This window comes from Aeromonas sp. 600886 (assembly GCF_049174935.1).
Lineage (GTDB): Bacteria > Pseudomonadota > Gammaproteobacteria > Enterobacterales > Aeromonadaceae > Aeromonas > Aeromonas veronii_A.
Window position 1 is genome coordinate 1 of sequence record NZ_JAAKUB010000041.1, and the last position, 15677, is coordinate 15677.

Here is a 15677-nt window from a genome sequence, read left to right on the forward strand (position 1 = left end):
GAAAATCAAAAATTGTTTTTGATGTTCGATGCTGCGAGTGCCCACACAGATTGCTTGATTCAAATTGTTAAAGAGCGATGCAACAGAGTGTTGCTGCGGGAGTGGAATTCTACTCAACCGCCCTCTCGAGTCAAGCCTTATTTTCAAAGGCTTTTCGAGGTTATCGACGAGGTTGTTTGCGTTGCCGCTTGCCCTGTCGATGGAGGCGCATTATAGGGATCTGGATCACGCTTGCAAGGGCCTTTTCGAATTAAATTCGCATTTTTGGCTCAACCGCTCACTAATCACCCAAAAAGCGTATTTATCCTGCAATAGCATACCCGTTTGGCGAGCTCGCTATCCTCTATATGGTGTGGCGGTGGTAGCAGATCAAGGTTGTGGCGATTTGGTCTCTCTACATCTATATGCATGGTGATCGAGGTCACGCCTTCGGGTAACATATCGCCCCTTTGCGATTCACACACTCTTGGGCTTTGGAGAGTTTAATGCCTTTTGCACTTGGCCAGCGTTGGATTAGTGATACAGAGACGGATCTGGGGTTGGGGACTGTCGTTGCTGTTGAAGGACGCATGGTTACCCTGTTGTTTCCGGCTACCGGTGAAAACCGCATGTATGCCAAAGAAGAGGCGCCGGTCACCCGGGTCAGCTTCAATGTGGGCGATCAGATCACCAGTCACGAAGACTGGACCATGACGGTCGAAGAAGTGCAGGAGAAAGACGGCCTGCTTATATATGTAGGTGTGCGCACCGACAATAATGAGCCCGTTGCCCTCAAGGAAGTGTTTCTCAACAACTTTATTAAGTTCAACAAGCCGCAGGATCGCCTGTTCGCCGGTCAGATCGATCGGATGTCCCGCTTCACCCTGCGCTACGAAGCGCTGGTGAACCAGCACCAACGTCGTCGCAACCCGACTCGTGGTCTCGCCGGTGGCCGGGTCAGCCTGATCCCACACCAGCTCTATATCGCCCATGAAGTGGGTCACCGCTACGCTCCGCGCGTACTGCTGGCCGATGAGGTAGGTCTGGGCAAAACCATCGAAGCGGGCATGGTCATTCATCAGCAACTGCTCTCCGGCCGTGCACATCGCGTACTCATTCTGCTGCCCGAAACTTTGCAGCACCAATGGCTGGTCGAAATGCTGCGCCGCTTCAACCTGCACTTCTCCCTGTTTGACGAGGAGCGCTGCATCGAGGCGTTTGCTGATGCGGAGAACCCCTTCGAGACCGAACAGCTGGTGATCTGCAGCCTCGACTTCCTGCGCAAGAAGCGTCGTCGCTTCGAGCAGGTGCTGGAAGCCGAGTGGGATCTGCTGGTTGTCGACGAAGCCCACCATCTGGAGTGGAGTGAAGAGGCGCCGAGCCGTGCCTATGAGATGGTGGAAGCCCTGGCCGAACAGGTGCCGGGCGTACTGCTGCTGACCGCAACCCCGGATCAGCTGGGCCACCAGAGCCACTTTGCCCGTCTGCGCCTGCTCGACCCGGAGCGTTTCTACGACTATGAGGCTTTCCTCGCCGAGGAGCAGGCCTATGGTCAGGTCGCCAGCGCAGCGCAGGAGCTGCTGGATGGCGAGACCCTGAGCGATGAAGCCAGACAGATCCTCGCCAGCCAGCTGGAAGGGCTGGACTTGAGCGATGCTGAGGCCCGTCAGCAGGCGGTCGCCAAGCTACTGGACCAGCACGGCACCGGCCGGGTGCTGTTCCGCAACAGCCGCGCCAATATTCAGGGCTTCCCCGAGCGTCACCTCAACGTCTACCCCATGCCGCTGCCGGAGCAGTACAAGACCGCCATCAAGGTGATGGGCATGATGGGTGGCAACGGTGGCGATCTGCAGACCCGTGCCCTGCGCTACCTCTATCCCGAGAAGATCTTCCAGCAGTTCGAAGGTGACAACGCCACCTGGACCCAGTTCGACCCGCGCGTCGAATGGTTGCTGGAGCTGCTGCTCTCAGCCCGTCAGCAGAAGGTGCTGGTGATCTGCTCCGAAGCGGCGACCGCTATCGCACTGGAAGAGGCGCTACGCACCCGTGAAGGGATCCGTGGTGCCGTGTTCCACGAAGGGATGTCGATCCTCGAGCGGGACAAGGCCTCCGCCTATTTTGCCCAGCAAGAGGGTGGCGCCCAGGTGCTGCTCTGCTCCGAGATCGGCTCAGAGGGTCGCAACTTCCAGTTTGCCAGCCATCTGGTGCTGTTCGATCTGCCCCTCAACCCGGACCTGCTGGAACAACGTATCGGTCGCCTGGATCGCATCGGTCAGCAGAATACCGTCGAAATCCATGTTCCCTATCTGGAGGGTACCTCCCAGCGCGCCCTGCAGCTCTGGTATCACGATGGCCTCGATGCGTTCGAGCAGACCTGCCCGACCGCTCGCCCGGTATTCGAAGCTGTACGTGAAGAGCTGTTCGAGCTGCTGGCCGCCAACACCGGCGATCAGGCAGCCCTCGACGCCCTGCTGGTCAAGACCCGCGAACTGCACGAGCCGCTCAAGGCTCGACTGGAGCAGGGCCGCGATCGCCTGCTGGAGATCCACTCCAGCGGTGGCGCCGCCGCTCAGCAACTGGTCGACAAGCTGGCCGCCGAAGATGATGACACCGGCATGATCTCCTTCGCCCTCAAGATGTTCGACGAGATCGGCGTCAATCAGGATGACCGTGGCGAGAACGCGCTGGTGCTGACCCCCGGGGATCACATGCTGGTCTCCAGCTTCCCGGGCTTGCCGCAAGATGGCATGACCATCACCTTCGATCGCAACACTGCCCTGTCGCGGGATGACATGGCGCTGCTCTCCTGGGATCACCCCATGATGCGCGGCGGTATCGACCTGATCCTGGGCTCCGAGATCGGTGCCACCTCGGTCGCACTGCTCAAGAACAAGGCACTGCCCATCGGCTCCATCCTGCTTGAGCTGATCTTCGTTGCCGAGTCTGCGGCCCATCCCCAGCTCTACCGCTTCATGCCGCCGACGCCGATCCGTCTGCTGATGGACAAGAACGGCCAGAATCTGGGTGAGAAAGTGGCGTTTGATGCCTTCAACCGTCAGCTGACTCCGGTCAATCGCCACCTCGGCAGCAAGCTGGTCACAGCGTCCCAACCGGTGATCCACGGTCTGATTGGCAAGGGCCAGGCCATTGCCGAAGAGCTGAAAGCCGGGATTGTCGACAAGGCGCGCGCCCAGATGGCACAGACCCTGCAGCAGGATCTGGATCGTCTGGAAGCGCTCAAGGCAGTCAACCCGAACGTGCGCGACAGCGAACTGGATTATCTGCGCAATCTGCAGGCAGAATTGCACCACCTGATCGATCAGACCCAACTCAAGCTGGATGCCATCCGCTTTATCGTGGTCACCCATAACTGACAAGGTACCGACCGATAGCGGCCAGACCCAGCTCAAACTGGATACTCAAGGCCGCTTTGTCGTGGTTACCCATAACTGATGGGGGCTTGCCCCCACCTTCTGATGCGAGACATTTATGTTTGAATACTCACCGCCTCTGGAACCCTGGCTCGATATCCTGTTCAAGGACAAGGACATCATGGTGGTCAACAAGCCCACTGGCCTGCTAAGCGTCCCCGGGCGCGGCCCCGAGAATGAAGACAGCGTCCTGCATCGGGTGAAACAGCAACACCTCAAGGCGGCGGCAGCTCATCGCCTCGACATGTCCACCACTGGCGTCATTGTCATTCCCCTCAATCCCAACTCTCATCGGGAGCTGAGCCGACAATTTCGCGAGCGGGAGACCGAGAAGCACTACCTCGCCTGGGTATGGGGTGAGCCGGAAGCAGAGTCGGGACAGGTTGACCTGCCGCTCTGCGTCGACTGGCCCAACCGCCCGAAGCAGAAGGTGGATCACGAGGAAGGGCGTCACGCCCTGACCCTGTGGGAAAAACTGAAAGTGGAGAACGGCAACAGCCTGATCAAGCTGACTCCCATCACAGGTCGCTCGCACCAGTTGCGCGTCCATATGCTGGAGCTGGGGCATCCGATCCTGGGTGACAACCTCTATGCCCATCCGGATGCGCTGGCGGCTGCCCCCCATCTCTACCTGCATGCGGCCATGCTGACCATCAGCCACCCCCGCAGCGGGGAACGGATGACCTTCGAGGCGCCGGCTCCTTTCCCGGTCTGATCCCGCAAATCGCAGAGATAAAAAAGCCCCCATCGCGAGATGGGGGCTTTTTCATTAGGGTCAGACGCGAATATCGATCTTGCTTCCCAGAGAAGCGCTGGCCGATGTCGGTGCAACCGGCGCTGATTGCGCTGCGTTTTGCAGCAGCTTCAGCGCAGCTTCGCCCTCTTGGGTCTGCTGTTTCTTGGCCAGACTGGCCGTCATCAGAGCAGAACCAAACGACGCATTTGCAGAACTTGATATATCCATAGGGTTCCTCCTGCACTCAACAGTATCGACCAAGCGGCCCCGAACATAAGCACTGAATGCAAAACAATCTGAAAGTCGCTTTTCTATCAATCAGATAGCAATAGCATTCATGGTCCCTGTTCACCGCTGGATGACACCTTCAAGCTCCTGTGCCGTCATCGGCCGAAGCACCTTGCAAGGGTTGCCAGCCGCCACCACATTGGCGGGCACATCTTTGGTCACCACCGAACCGGCACCTATGACGCTGTTGTCACCGATAGTGACGCCGGGACAGATGACGACGCTGCCGCCGATCCAGACGTTGTGACCGATCCGTACCGGCTTGCCGAACTCGACACCCCTGATACGCGGTGCCACCACCACCGGGTGAGCGGCGGTGTAGATCTGCACCCCGGGCGCCAGCAGCACGTTGTCGCCGATGTGCACCTCACAGACGTCGAGGATGGTGCAATTGACGTTGGCGTAGAAGTTCTCGCCGACGAAGATATTGGTGCCATAGTCGCAGAAGAACGGCGGATTGATGGCACACTCCTGGCCGCGTCTACCGAGCAGCTCGTGCAGCAAAGCATCCCGCGCCGGTTTCTCCTGCCAGCAGGTGTTGAAGGTGTGATAAAGCCTTCGGCAGCGCTCACGTGCCGCTTTGAGCTCGGGATCGCCCGCGTCATAGGGCTCCCCCGCCACCATATTCTGCCACTCGGCACCGCGCACCACCTTCTCCATTACCTACTCCATCAGCCAGATCAGGGATTCATAAGGGCGCAGCATACCCGATTGCGGTCGGGCCGGGCTATCCGGGTAGTTGCCAAGCAGCAGCCGACCTTGCCCGCTTTGTAGCTCGGCAGGCAAGGCAAACTCCACCGGCTCGCCGTAGAAGTTGCTCACCACCAGCAGGGTCTGACCGTTAGCGCGGCGGGCATAGGCCCAGATCTGCGGGTGCCCGGTCAGCAGCTCCTGATAATCCCCCTGAGTGAAGATGGGATGCGCCTTGCGAAGGGCGATAAGATCCCGATAGTGCCAGAACACCGAGTGCTGGTCGGCCAGCGCCGCATCGGCGTTGATCTCGGGATAGTTGGCGGCAGGCTTGAGCCAGGGCGTTCCTTGGGTGAAACCTGCGTTGGCCGCAGCGCTCCACTGCATCGGGGTGCGCGAGTTGTCGCGGGACTTGGCAGCGAGAATGGCGAGGATCTCGGCCTCGCTCATCCCTTCAGCCTGCTTGATGGCGAAGATGTTGCGGCTCTCCACATCCTGATAGTCATCGATGTGCTGATAGCCGGGGTTGGTCATACCGATCTCCTCCCCCTGATAGATGTAGGGGGTGCCTTGCAGGCCGTGCAGCGTGCTGGCCAGCATCTTGGCGGCCACGACCCGATGATCGCCCTCATCGCCGAAGCGGGAGACGATGCGCGGCTGATCGTGGTTGCACCAGAACAGCGCCGACCATCCCTTGCCATGCATACCGCTCTGCCAGTGGTTGAAGATGCGCTTGAGTTCGAGGAAATCGAACGGTGCTTTCGTCCACTTGTCGCCGTTGGGGTAATCCACCTTCAAATGGTGGAAGTTGAACACCATGGAGAGCTCGGAGCCATCGAGGGCGCCATAGCGCTGGCAGTGCTCCAGCGAAGTAGAGGACATCTCCCCCACCGTCATGGCGCCGACAGGAGCAAACACGTCGCGGCTCACATCCTGCAAAAATTCGTGGATGCGCGGCCCGTCGGTGTAGAAACGGCGGCCATCGCCTATTTCGTCGTTGGGGAACGCCTGATCCTTGGAGATAAGGTTGATGACGTCGAGGCGGAAACCGTCTACCCCCTTCTTGGCCCAGAAGTGGATGATGTTTTTCACCTCGGCGCGCACCGCCGGATTTTCCCAGTTGAGATCCGCCTGCTCGCGGGCAAACAGGTGCAGGTAGTACTGACCGGTGGCGGGATCCAGCTCCCAGGCGCTGCCGCCAAACTTGGATTGCCAGTTGTTGGGCACGCCGCCATCCACCGGATCGCGCCAAATGTAGTAGTCGCGGTAGGGGCTGTTTTTATCCCCCAGCGCCGACTTGAACCAGGTGTGCTCGGTGGAGGTGTGGTTCACCACGATATCCATCACGATGCGGATGTCGCGCGCATGGGCTGCGGCCAGCAGCGCCTCGAAATCGTCCATGGTGCCGTAGGCGGGGTCGATAGCAAGGTAGTCGGCGATGTCGTAGCCGTTGTCCACCTGTGGAGAGACGTAGACCGGGGTCAGCCAGAGGGCATCGACCCCCAGGGTTTTGAGATAGTCGAGGCGGGCCATGATCCCCTTGAGATCGCCGGTGCCACGGGCAGCGGAATCCTGAAAGCTCTTGGGGTAAATCTGGTAAATCACGGCACTCTGCCACCAGGGTGTTTGGCTCATGGGTCTTTCTCTTGTCTCGAATATGAAATGGAGAGGGCGACCCGCGGGTCGCCCTGATAATCAGTGTCAGACGCTGGCTTGGGCCAACTTGCCAGCCGCTTGCTGACGCTTGTAGACCAGCAGGGTCAGCACCACCGGCACCACGATGGCGACCAGCATGGCGATGGCGAACACCGCCCAGTATTGCGGCTGGATGGAGAGGATACCCGGCAGGCCCCCTACCCCGATGCCGTTGGCCATAACCCCGGCGAAACCGCAGATGAGGGCGGCAAGGCTGGAACCCACCATGGCGCACAGCATGGGGAACTTGTACTTGAGGTTGATGCCGTACATGGCTGGTTCGGTCACCCCGAGGTAGGCGGAGATGGCGGCAGGCACGGAAATCTCCCGCTCGTTCTCCTTGCGGCTAATCAGAATGATGCCGACGACCGCAGAAGCCTGCGCAATGTTGGAGAGGGCGATCAACGGCCAGATTGGCGTGCCACCCATGCTCTGCATCAGTTGCAGATCCACTGCGTTGGTGGTGTGGTGGATGCCGGTGATGACCAGCGGTGCATAGAGGAAACCGAACAGGGCAGCGCCGATGGGAGCAAAGGAGCCGGTCATGGCCGCCTTGGCAGCGAAGCCGACGCCATCACCAATCCAGCGGCCGAACGGGCCGATAAAGGCGTGGGCCACGATCACTGCCAGCAAAAGTGAGACAAACGGCACAATCACCAGATAGAGATAGGCCGGAATGATCCGCTTGAGGTTGGTCTCAACCCAGGCCAGGAAGACACCCGCCAGCAGCGCCGGAATGACCTGGGCCTGATAACCCACCTTCTGGATCACGAACAGGCCGAAGTCCCACACCTCGGGAGTCTGCTGACCGATGCCGTAGGCGTTCATCAGTTGCGGGGAGACCAGGGTGATACCGAGCACGATACCGAGGATCTCGGAGCCGCCCATCTTCTTAACCGCAGACCAGCAAACACCGACCGGCAGGAAGTGGAAAATCGCCTCGCCCAGCAGCCAGAGGAAGGCGTGTACCTGAGCCCAGAACTGGCTGATCTCGGTGAGGGTGTGAGTACCATCGTCGAATATTTTGATGTCGCCGATGACGTTGCGAAAGCCCAGGATCAGACCGCCGGTGATGATGGCAGGCAGCAGCGGTACGAAGATCTCCGCCAGATGGGAGATGCCCCGCTCCAGCGGGTTCATGTTCTGGCGTGCCGCCTGCTTGGCGGTCTCCTTGCTGCCACCGCTGACGCCGAGCTGCTCGGTCAGCGCCTTGTACCACTGCTCTACCTCGTTGCCGATCACCACCTGGAACTGACCGCCCTGGGTGAAGCTTCCCTTCACCGCCGGGATGGTTTCGATAGCCTTGCTGTCGGCCTTGGCCGGATCGTTCAGGACGAAGCGCAACCGGGTCAGGCAGTGGCTGACGGTGGCGATGTTCTCCTTGCCGCCGATCTTGTCGATCAGGGTGGCAAGCTGCTGTGCGTTGATCTTGGACATGGGTCTTCCCTCTGTGACGCCATTGAATAGTGGTCTGTATCGCCCTTTTGAGCCAGTCTGTCGGCCGGAGCGTTTTTGGTATCGTTCCCATTTAGCATGCCGACAATCTGGCCAGATCGAAATGGGAACGTTCCCAATTCGTGGCCAGCGTCACAAAAAGCACACTTTTTGTTCAGTCCGGAGTGATGGGGCTCACAGGGTTCGGCAGGGGGCGATTGTCACCAACGGAGGCTGAGCCTGCTCAATCTGGCCGAGCAGCTGACGCGCCGCCTGCTCCCCCGCCCCTTTGTAACCAAGATCGAGAGTGAGGGCGTTGGGGAAGAGGAAGCTGAGCATGGGGTTGTTGCCAAGGCCGGTCACCAGTACCTCGCTACGCCCTTGTTCTTGAAGGTATTTTGCCGCACCGATGGCGAGGGTGTCGCTGGCGCAGACCAACGCCTGGGTGGAAGGGGTAAGCAGCTCGGCCGCCAGCCGGTAGCCGCTCTGCAGGCTGAGATCACCGAGGGCGCTGCGCGGGCGCAACCCTTGCTCTGCGCAGTAAGCGAGATAGGCGTCGAGGCGGCGCTGGCCGGTGGTGAGATCCGAGGCATCCACCCCCAGATAGGCGATGTCGCGAGCGCCACGGCTTGCCAGCTGCGCCAGCATGGTGCGCACCGCACCGGCGTCGTCGAAGCAGACCGAGGAGAAACCGGGGTATTCACGGGCGACCAGCACCAGCTTCTCTTTCAGCGGCGCCATGGCGGCATAGTCCAAGTCATTGAAGGCGAACAGGATAATGCCATCCACTCCGCGCCGCTCCAGCACCGCCAGATGCTCCTGCACCTTGGCGGGGGAGAACTTGCTCTCCATCAGCACAGCATCGTAGCCACGCTGGTAGAGGGTCTCCAGCATGCCGCGCACCGCCTGATTCTCCGAGCTGGAGTCGAGCCGCGAGACGATGATCCCCACCACCTGCTGGCTCTGGCTGCGCATGGCCCGCGCCGACTTGCTCGGCACGAAGCTATGTTTGGCGATGATCTGCTCCACCCGCTCGCGGGTCTCCTGCTTCACCTTGGGATCCTGATTGAGCACCCGGGAGACGGTCGACTTGCCGACGCCACTCAGTCTGGCGATATCGAGGATGGTCAGTTTCTTGTCCATGAATTGGCTCACAGGAGGCTAGGCGGTGGAATTGCCCACATTGTTGTGATTAACCCCTGTGAATACAAGCCCATGGCGTTAGAATGCCCTTTTTGCCCCGCCGTCAGGGTGTGTGGGCACAGCACAGGACGCCCATCATGGATCTGCTGGCCAGTCTGCTCTTCTCCCTCTCCATCACAGGCCCCATCTGCGTGGTGCTGCTGCTCGGCATCTTGCTCAAGTGGCTGGGGCTGCTGCCGGATCCCTTTACCGAATCCGCCTCGCGACTGGTATTTCAGGTCACCCTGCCCGCCCTGCTCTTTCTCAGTATTCTGGGTACCAACTTCGCCACCATGCCGAGCCTCTGGTTTATCGGCTATGGCCTGCTCGCCACCGTTATCAGCTATCTGGTGCTGGAACTGCTGGCCGGACGTTTTATCGGGGAGCAGCGACTGCGCGGGATCTTCGTGCAAGGTAGCTTTCGCGGCAACAGCGCCATTATCGGGCTCGCCTATGTGCAGAACGCCTACGGCCATGAGGGGTTGGGGGCGGCGGCCTTCTATGTCGGCGCGGTGACCGTGCTCTACAACATTCTCGCAGTGATCACCCTCACCCGCAGTCTCGGCGGCGCCACCGGTATCCGCCCCATTCTGCTCGGCATCATCAAGAATCCCCTGATCATCGCCATTGTGGCGGCGCTGCCCTTTACCCTGTTCGGTATCAAGATGCCGCAACTGCTGCTCACCACCGGCAGCTACTTCGCCAACATGACGTTGCCGCTGGCGCTGCTCTGCACCGGCGCCTCCCTCAGCCTGGATGCTCTGCGTGGTGGTGCAGCCATTGCGGGCTGGGCCAGCATCATGCGGCTCTGTCTCATTCCGGCTGCGTTCACTCTTGGGGCGGCCCTGCTCGGCTTCAGCCATCTGGAGCTGGGTATTCTGTTTCTCATCAGCGCCACCCCGACTGCCGCCGCCAGCTATGTGATGACCCGTGCCATGGGGGGCGACAGCGTGCTGGCCGCAAACATCATCGCCACCACCACCCTCGGTTCGCTGGTCACTACCAGCCTCGGGGCGACTCTGATGAATTACCTCGGTCTTATGTACTGACCCTGCCCGAGGAAACTGCCAACCTCATCGCCATCACGAACCTTGGCTCCCATACACCGGCAGGGAGCCATCCTGATGAACTATCTGGGTCTTATGTACTGACGGCTTGACCTTGCCGGAGGCGGCAGCTTTAGGCTGGCGCTCATCAACAGAGGAGATATCCCATGACCATCGAACTCACAGTGTCCGGCATGTCCTGTGGTGGCTGCGCCGCCAGTCTGCAAAAAGTGCTGCTGGCCCAGCCTGCGGTCACCACCGCAACCGTCGATTTCGCCAGCAGCAAGGCCGTCATCGAGAGCGAGCTGAGCAAGGCCGAGCTGATCGCCCTGATCGAAGCCAAGGGTTTTTCTGCGAGTTAAATTATCTCCATAGAGGTATAAAACAGGTTAAAAATCTGTACTCACCTGTCTTTTGGTGAGTTTTATCACAGACCCGGGTTATTAAACGGGCAAACTTGCTGCGATTATTCCAACCACAAGGATTTGCAGCATGACCCTACCGATCCGCAAGACCCTGCTCGCCGCCGTCGTCGGCCTGACCCTCTCCCCCATGGCGATGGCGCTGCCCAACGTCCATATTCTGGCAACCGGCGGCACCATTGCCGGGGCTGGCCAGTCGGCTACCCAGTCCAACTACGAGGCTGGCAAGGTGGCCATCGAAACCCTGATCGCCGCCGTGCCCGAGATGAAAAACGTGGCTGATGTGCAGGGAGAGCAGGTGGTGAAGATCGGCTCCCAGGACATGAACGACGAGGTGTGGCTCAAGCTGGCCAAACGGGTCAACGAGCTGCTGGCCAAGGATGACGTGGATGGCATTGTCATCACCCACGGCACCGACACCATGGAAGAGACCGCCTACTTCCTCAATCTGACCGTCAAGAGCGACAAGCCGGTGGTACTGGTTGGCGCCATGCGCCCCTCCACCGCCATGAGTGCTGATGGCCCGCTCAACCTCTACAACGCCGTGGTGACCGCCTCCGACCCCGCCTCCAAGGGACGTGGCGTGATGGTGGCGATGAACGACACAGTGCTGGATGCCCGCGACGTCACCAAGACCAACACCACCGGGGTGCAAACCTTCGCCTCCCCCAACTTTGGCCCGCTCGGCTACATCCACAACGGCAAGATCGACTATCAGCGCAGCCCGGCCCGTCTGCACACCAGCAAGACGCCGTTTGACGTGAGCAAGCTCGACAAGCTGCCGCAAGTTGGCATCGTCTACAGCTACGCCAACGCCACCGACTTGCCGGCCAAGGCGATGGTGGATGCCAAGTTCGACGGCATCGTCAGCGCCGGGGTGGGCAACGGCAACCTCTACCACACCCTGTTCGACACCCTGGCCAAGGCGAGCAAGGATGGCATCCGCGTCGTGCGCTCCGCCCGCGTGCCGACCGGCGCCACCACCCTGGATGCCGAGATCGATGATGCCAAGTACGGCTTCGTGGCCTCCGGCACTCTCAACCCGCAGAAAGCTCGGGTGCTGCTGATGCTCTCCCTGACCCAGAGCAAGGATCCAGCCCAGATCCAGCGCTGGTTCCAGCAGTTCTGATAACGGTTGTCTGACAAGTGACAAGCAAGGGCGGGACTTCCCGCCCTTTTCCATCCTGCATGCAATGCCACTTCGCCAAGCACCCGCCTCACCCATTACGTCGTTTGGCGAGGTCATCCTTCCCTTTTCCGGCCATCTTTTTCAGCCATCCCAGAGCGCTGTCATCAAATTAGCGAGCCGGATCACCCGCTTTCACAAGCGCATCGCCGCCAAATTCATTACACTGCCAGCGATCTTATCCACTCAAGGAGTGCTGTTGCTGTATGGAAATATTGATCCTGCTGGGATTGATTTTGCTTAATGGCGTCTTCGCCATGTCAGAAATCGCCATCGTCACCGCACGCAAGGCTCGCCTCGGCAAGCTTGCCTCTGAAGGCAACCGTTCCGCCGCCATTGCCCTCAAACTGGGCGAAGACCCGACCCATTTTCTCTCTGCCGTCCAAATCGGCATTACCAGCATAGGTCTGCTCAACGGTATCTACGGCGAATCCCTGCTGGCCCAGCCCTTCTCCCTCTGGTTGCAGGAGTGGGGACTCCCGGCCAAGAGCAGTGGCCTGATCGCCACCATCATAGTGGTGGTGGTGGTGACTTACCTCTCCATCGTGGTAGGGGAGCTGGTGCCCAAGCGGCTGGGCCAGCTCAATGCCGAGCGCATCGCCTGTCTGGTGGCCCGCCCCATGCACTGGCTCGCCACCCTGACCCGCCCCTTCGTCTGGCTGCTGTCGGCCTCTACCAATGCCAGCCTGCGGCTGCTGCGGGTCAACCAGAACGGCAGCGCCAACGTCACCGAGGAGGAGATCCACGCCATGCTGGTGGAGGGCTCTGAAGCCGGGGTGATCGAGGATCATGAACACACCATGCTGCGCAACGTCTTCCGTCTCGACGAGCGCAGCCTCTCCTCCCTGATGGTGCCGCGCAGCGATATCCGCTATCTGGATCTGGCTCTGCCGCTGGAGACCAACCTGCAGCGGCTGGTGGAGTATCGCCACAGCTATTTTCCGGTCTGCGACGGCAACCTGTCAGAATTGGTGGGTATCATCAATGTCAGCAAGGTGCTGCACGCCTATATCAAGGGGGAGCCCATCGATCTGGCTGCCCTGACCCAGGAGGGCAGCCTGCTGCCCGAGACCCTCAACGGCGTCGAGCTGCTCAACCACTTCCGCACCCACAGCGAACAGATGGCGCTGGTGGTTGACGAATATGGCGAGTTGCAGGGACTGGTCACCCAGCAGGATCTGCTGGAGGCGCTGGCGGGGGATTTCCAGCAGGAGGATGGCGAGGACAACTGGGCCTTCCGGCGCGCCGACGGCAGCTGGCTGCTCGATGGCCTGATCCCGCTGCCGGAGTTGAAGGACTGTCTGGAGTTAGTTCGTCTGCCAGAAGAAGAAAAACATCACTATCACACCCTCGGAGGGCTTATCATGCTGCTCCTTGGTCGTGTTCCACAAACCGGCGATCTGGTGACACTGGAACAGTGGCAACTGGAAATTGTTGACATGGATGGCCTGCGCATCGACAAGGTGCTCGCCATGCCCTTGACCGATCAACCCAGCTAACCTGCGGAGTTTGCAAGTATGGAGCAGTTTTACCAACTGGCTCACGCCTTTATGAATCACGATCTGAACACACTTTCCGATCCCAAGATGGCCTTCATGATCTGTGGTGTGATTCTGACGTTTCTGGTACTGGAAAACGGATTCATCCCTACCGCCTTTCTGCCCGGTGACAGCCTGCTAATCCTGACCGGCGTGCTCATCTATCAGGATGTATTGTCTCTCGGGGTAATCCCGCTGTTGATCATGGCTACCTTTGTCGGCACCTGGCTCGGTTACATGCAGGGGCGCTTTCTCGGCCACACCCAGCTCTACCATCGGCTGATGTCCCACGTGGAAGAGCGGCACCAGCAGAAGGTCTACCACCTGCTGGACAAGTACGGGATCATCACCCTGATCACCGCTCGCTATATCGCCTTCGTGCGCACCGCCTACCCCTACATCGTCGGTGCCACCGAGCTGCCCCAGGGGCGCTTTCTCATCGTCAATCTGATCAGCTCCATCATGTGGATCTGCCCGCTGGTCGGGTTTGGCTACTACCTGAGCCACACCAAGCTGGCCGCCGAATACCAGACCCAGTTCTTCAATATCATCATCTATCTGCCGGTGGCCCTGCTGGTGGGTGGCATGGTGGCACTGGTCTGGCGCTGGATCAGCAAACGCAGGGCCGCGCAGCCGCGGGATTGACCCCTCGCCCAGCGCCCAACCCGAAAGCCCTCGCTAGAGGGCTTTTTTGATCGCCAATTTTGCGCAAATAGCAGAAATAGTCCCGCTCGGCCCTTGTAAAGCCGGGGTAAAAATGAGTGAATCTAGCGCCTTTTTTTGGATGGGAATGGAGTCGGTTGTATGTGGTGTCGGATTCGCGCAGCAGCGCTGGTTGTCGGGTTGATGGGAATGCTGGGATTGCCTGCGGTCAGCGCGGCACCCAACCCAGCCAAACTGGAAGTACGCTCAAGCAGCGCTCTGGTCGTGGATGTAAAAACGGGCAAGACGCTCTACCAGAAGAATGCCACCAAGGTGCGTCCCATCGCCTCTCTCACCAAGCTGATGACAGCGCTGGTGGTGCTGGATGCCAAACAGAATCTCAACCAGACCATCACGGTCGACAAGAACGATCTGGATCGGGTCAAACACACCCACTCCCGCATCCGCATGGGCACCAAGGTGACCCGCCGCGACGCCCTGCATCTGGCGCTGATGTCCTCCGAAAACCGGATGGCCTCGGCACTGGCGCGTCACTATCCTGGCGGTCGCAGCGCCTTCGTGCGAGCCATGAACAACAAGGCCAGACAGCTGGGTATGCGTAATACCCACTTCTACGACTCCACCGGCCTCTCCACCCGCAACGTCTCCACCGCCCAGGATCTGGGCAAGCTGGCCGCCGCCGCCTATCGCCAGCCGCTGATCCGTCAGTTCACTCAGGATGAGAACCGGGAGATGCGCTTCAGCGCCCCCGCCTACAGCCTGATGTTCAACAACACCAACCCGCTGGTGAAAAACCCGGATTGGGACGTGCGCCTCTCCAAGACCGGCTTCACTGACGAAGCGGGTCGCTGTCTGGTGATGCGCGCCAAACCGGACAGCCGCGAGCTTGCCATCGTGCTACTCAACTCGGTGGGCAAACGCACCCCCATCGGCGATGCCAACCGCATTCGCAAATGGTTGAAAAGCTGAGTAAATATCTCGACACAAAAGGATGCTGCGGCATCCTTTTTTATTGCCTGCAGAACGCCTCTGCAGGCCTTGCAGGATGTTGATGAGCGAACCCTTAGTGATGTCTGCGCGGCATCTGCCGTTGCAACGGCAGGCATACAGCGCGCCTATAGATGAGGCAAAGGGTAGTGAGGCGGTGCAACGATCAGAAGAACTGTGCGCAATCACAGAAAGGGGAAGAAATGAGGACAAGAACAGCCAGGTAAACGGGCGATCCCCCCGCAACAGCGCACGGGGATCCGCACCAAAGAGTTAAATGTCGCCCATAAAAAAACAGCCCCGACCGAAGTCGAGGCTGTCTGTATGGTGCGCCCGAGAGGATTCGAACCTCTGACCACCTGGTTCGTAGCCAGGTACTCTATCCAGCTGAGCTACGGGC

General features: G+C 59.8%; 14 protein-coding genes. 9 read left to right on the top strand and 5 right to left on the bottom strand.

Annotated elements, in window-relative coordinates:
- From G5179_RS20380 to rluA, 3 genes are all read left to right on the top strand, one after another.
- Positions 1-216: hypothetical protein (locus G5179_RS20380; protein WP_421258998.1), on the top strand; the 216-nt coding region annotated here is incomplete at its 5' end.
- Between the two features lie 269 nt (positions 217-485).
- Positions 486-3353 (top strand): RNA polymerase-associated protein RapA, encoded by a 2868-nt coding sequence (rapA, locus tag G5179_RS20385; protein ID WP_421258999.1) that lies wholly within the window; start codon positions 486-488, stop codon positions 3351-3353.
- 115 nt (positions 3354-3468) lie between these two features.
- Positions 3469-4125, top strand: a complete 657-nt coding sequence (gene rluA / locus G5179_RS20390) for a bifunctional tRNA pseudouridine(32) synthase/23S rRNA pseudouridine(746) synthase RluA (protein WP_421259000.1) — start codon at positions 3469-3471, stop codon at positions 4123-4125.
- A gap of 60 nt (positions 4126-4185) precedes the next feature.
- On the opposite strand, the gene G5179_RS20395 is transcribed toward rluA, so the two are convergent.
- From G5179_RS20395 to treR, 5 genes are all read right to left on the bottom strand, one after another.
- Positions 4186-4374, bottom strand: coding sequence for a hypothetical protein (locus G5179_RS20395; RefSeq protein ID WP_005336040.1), 189 nt, complete (start codon positions 4372-4374; stop codon positions 4186-4188).
- A 120-nt stretch (positions 4375-4494) separates the two neighbouring features.
- Positions 4495-5094: a sugar O-acetyltransferase gene (locus G5179_RS20400; protein WP_421259001.1), complete on the bottom strand. Its 600-nt coding sequence runs from the start codon at positions 5092-5094 to the stop codon at positions 4495-4497.
- A 3-nt stretch (positions 5095-5097) separates the two neighbouring features.
- Positions 5098-6759, bottom strand: coding sequence for an alpha,alpha-phosphotrehalase (gene treC / locus G5179_RS20405; protein ID WP_421259002.1), 1662 nt, complete (start codon positions 6757-6759; stop codon positions 5098-5100).
- Between the two features lie 66 nt (positions 6760-6825).
- A complete protein-coding gene (gene treB / locus G5179_RS20410; protein ID WP_421259003.1) occupies positions 6826-8256 on the bottom strand; it encodes a PTS trehalose transporter subunit IIBC in 1431 nt (476 codons plus the stop codon).
- Between the two features lie 192 nt (positions 8257-8448).
- On the bottom strand, positions 8449-9396 hold the full coding sequence (gene treR, locus G5179_RS20415) for a trehalose operon repressor TreR (RefSeq protein ID WP_216952800.1): 948 nt from the start codon (positions 9394-9396) through the stop codon (positions 8449-8451).
- A gap of 137 nt (positions 9397-9533) precedes the next feature.
- Here treR and G5179_RS20420 point away from each other — a divergent pair, with 137 nt between their 5' ends.
- The 6 genes from G5179_RS20420 (at position 9534) to pbpG (ending at position 15259) form a co-directional block, all read left to right on the top strand.
- Positions 9534-10484 carry an AEC family transporter gene (locus G5179_RS20420; RefSeq protein ID WP_421259004.1) on the top strand — a complete coding sequence of 317 codons (951 nt, stop codon included), beginning with the start codon at positions 9534-9536 and terminating at the stop codon, positions 10482-10484.
- 164 nt (positions 10485-10648) lie between these two features.
- On the top strand, positions 10649-10843 hold the full coding sequence (locus G5179_RS20425; RefSeq protein WP_263084849.1) for a heavy-metal-associated domain-containing protein: 195 nt from the start codon (positions 10649-10651) through the stop codon (positions 10841-10843).
- Positions 10844-10973: 130 nt separating this feature from the next.
- Positions 10974-12032, top strand: coding sequence for an L-asparaginase 2 (gene ansB, locus G5179_RS20430; RefSeq protein ID WP_005348754.1), 1059 nt, complete (start codon positions 10974-10976; stop codon positions 12030-12032).
- 263 nt (positions 12033-12295) lie between these two features.
- On the top strand, positions 12296-13588 hold the full coding sequence (locus G5179_RS20435; RefSeq protein ID WP_005336050.1) for a hemolysin family protein: 1293 nt from the start codon (positions 12296-12298) through the stop codon (positions 13586-13588).
- 18 nt (positions 13589-13606) lie between these two features.
- Positions 13607-14272: a DedA family protein gene (locus G5179_RS20440; RefSeq protein ID WP_005343012.1), complete on the top strand. Its 666-nt coding sequence runs from the start codon at positions 13607-13609 to the stop codon at positions 14270-14272.
- Positions 14273-14431: 159 nt separating this feature from the next.
- Positions 14432-15259 carry a D-alanyl-D-alanine endopeptidase gene (gene pbpG / locus G5179_RS20445; protein WP_005348750.1) on the top strand — a complete coding sequence of 276 codons (828 nt, stop codon included), beginning with the start codon at positions 14432-14434 and terminating at the stop codon, positions 15257-15259.
- Positions 15260-15677 lie beyond the last annotated feature (418 nt).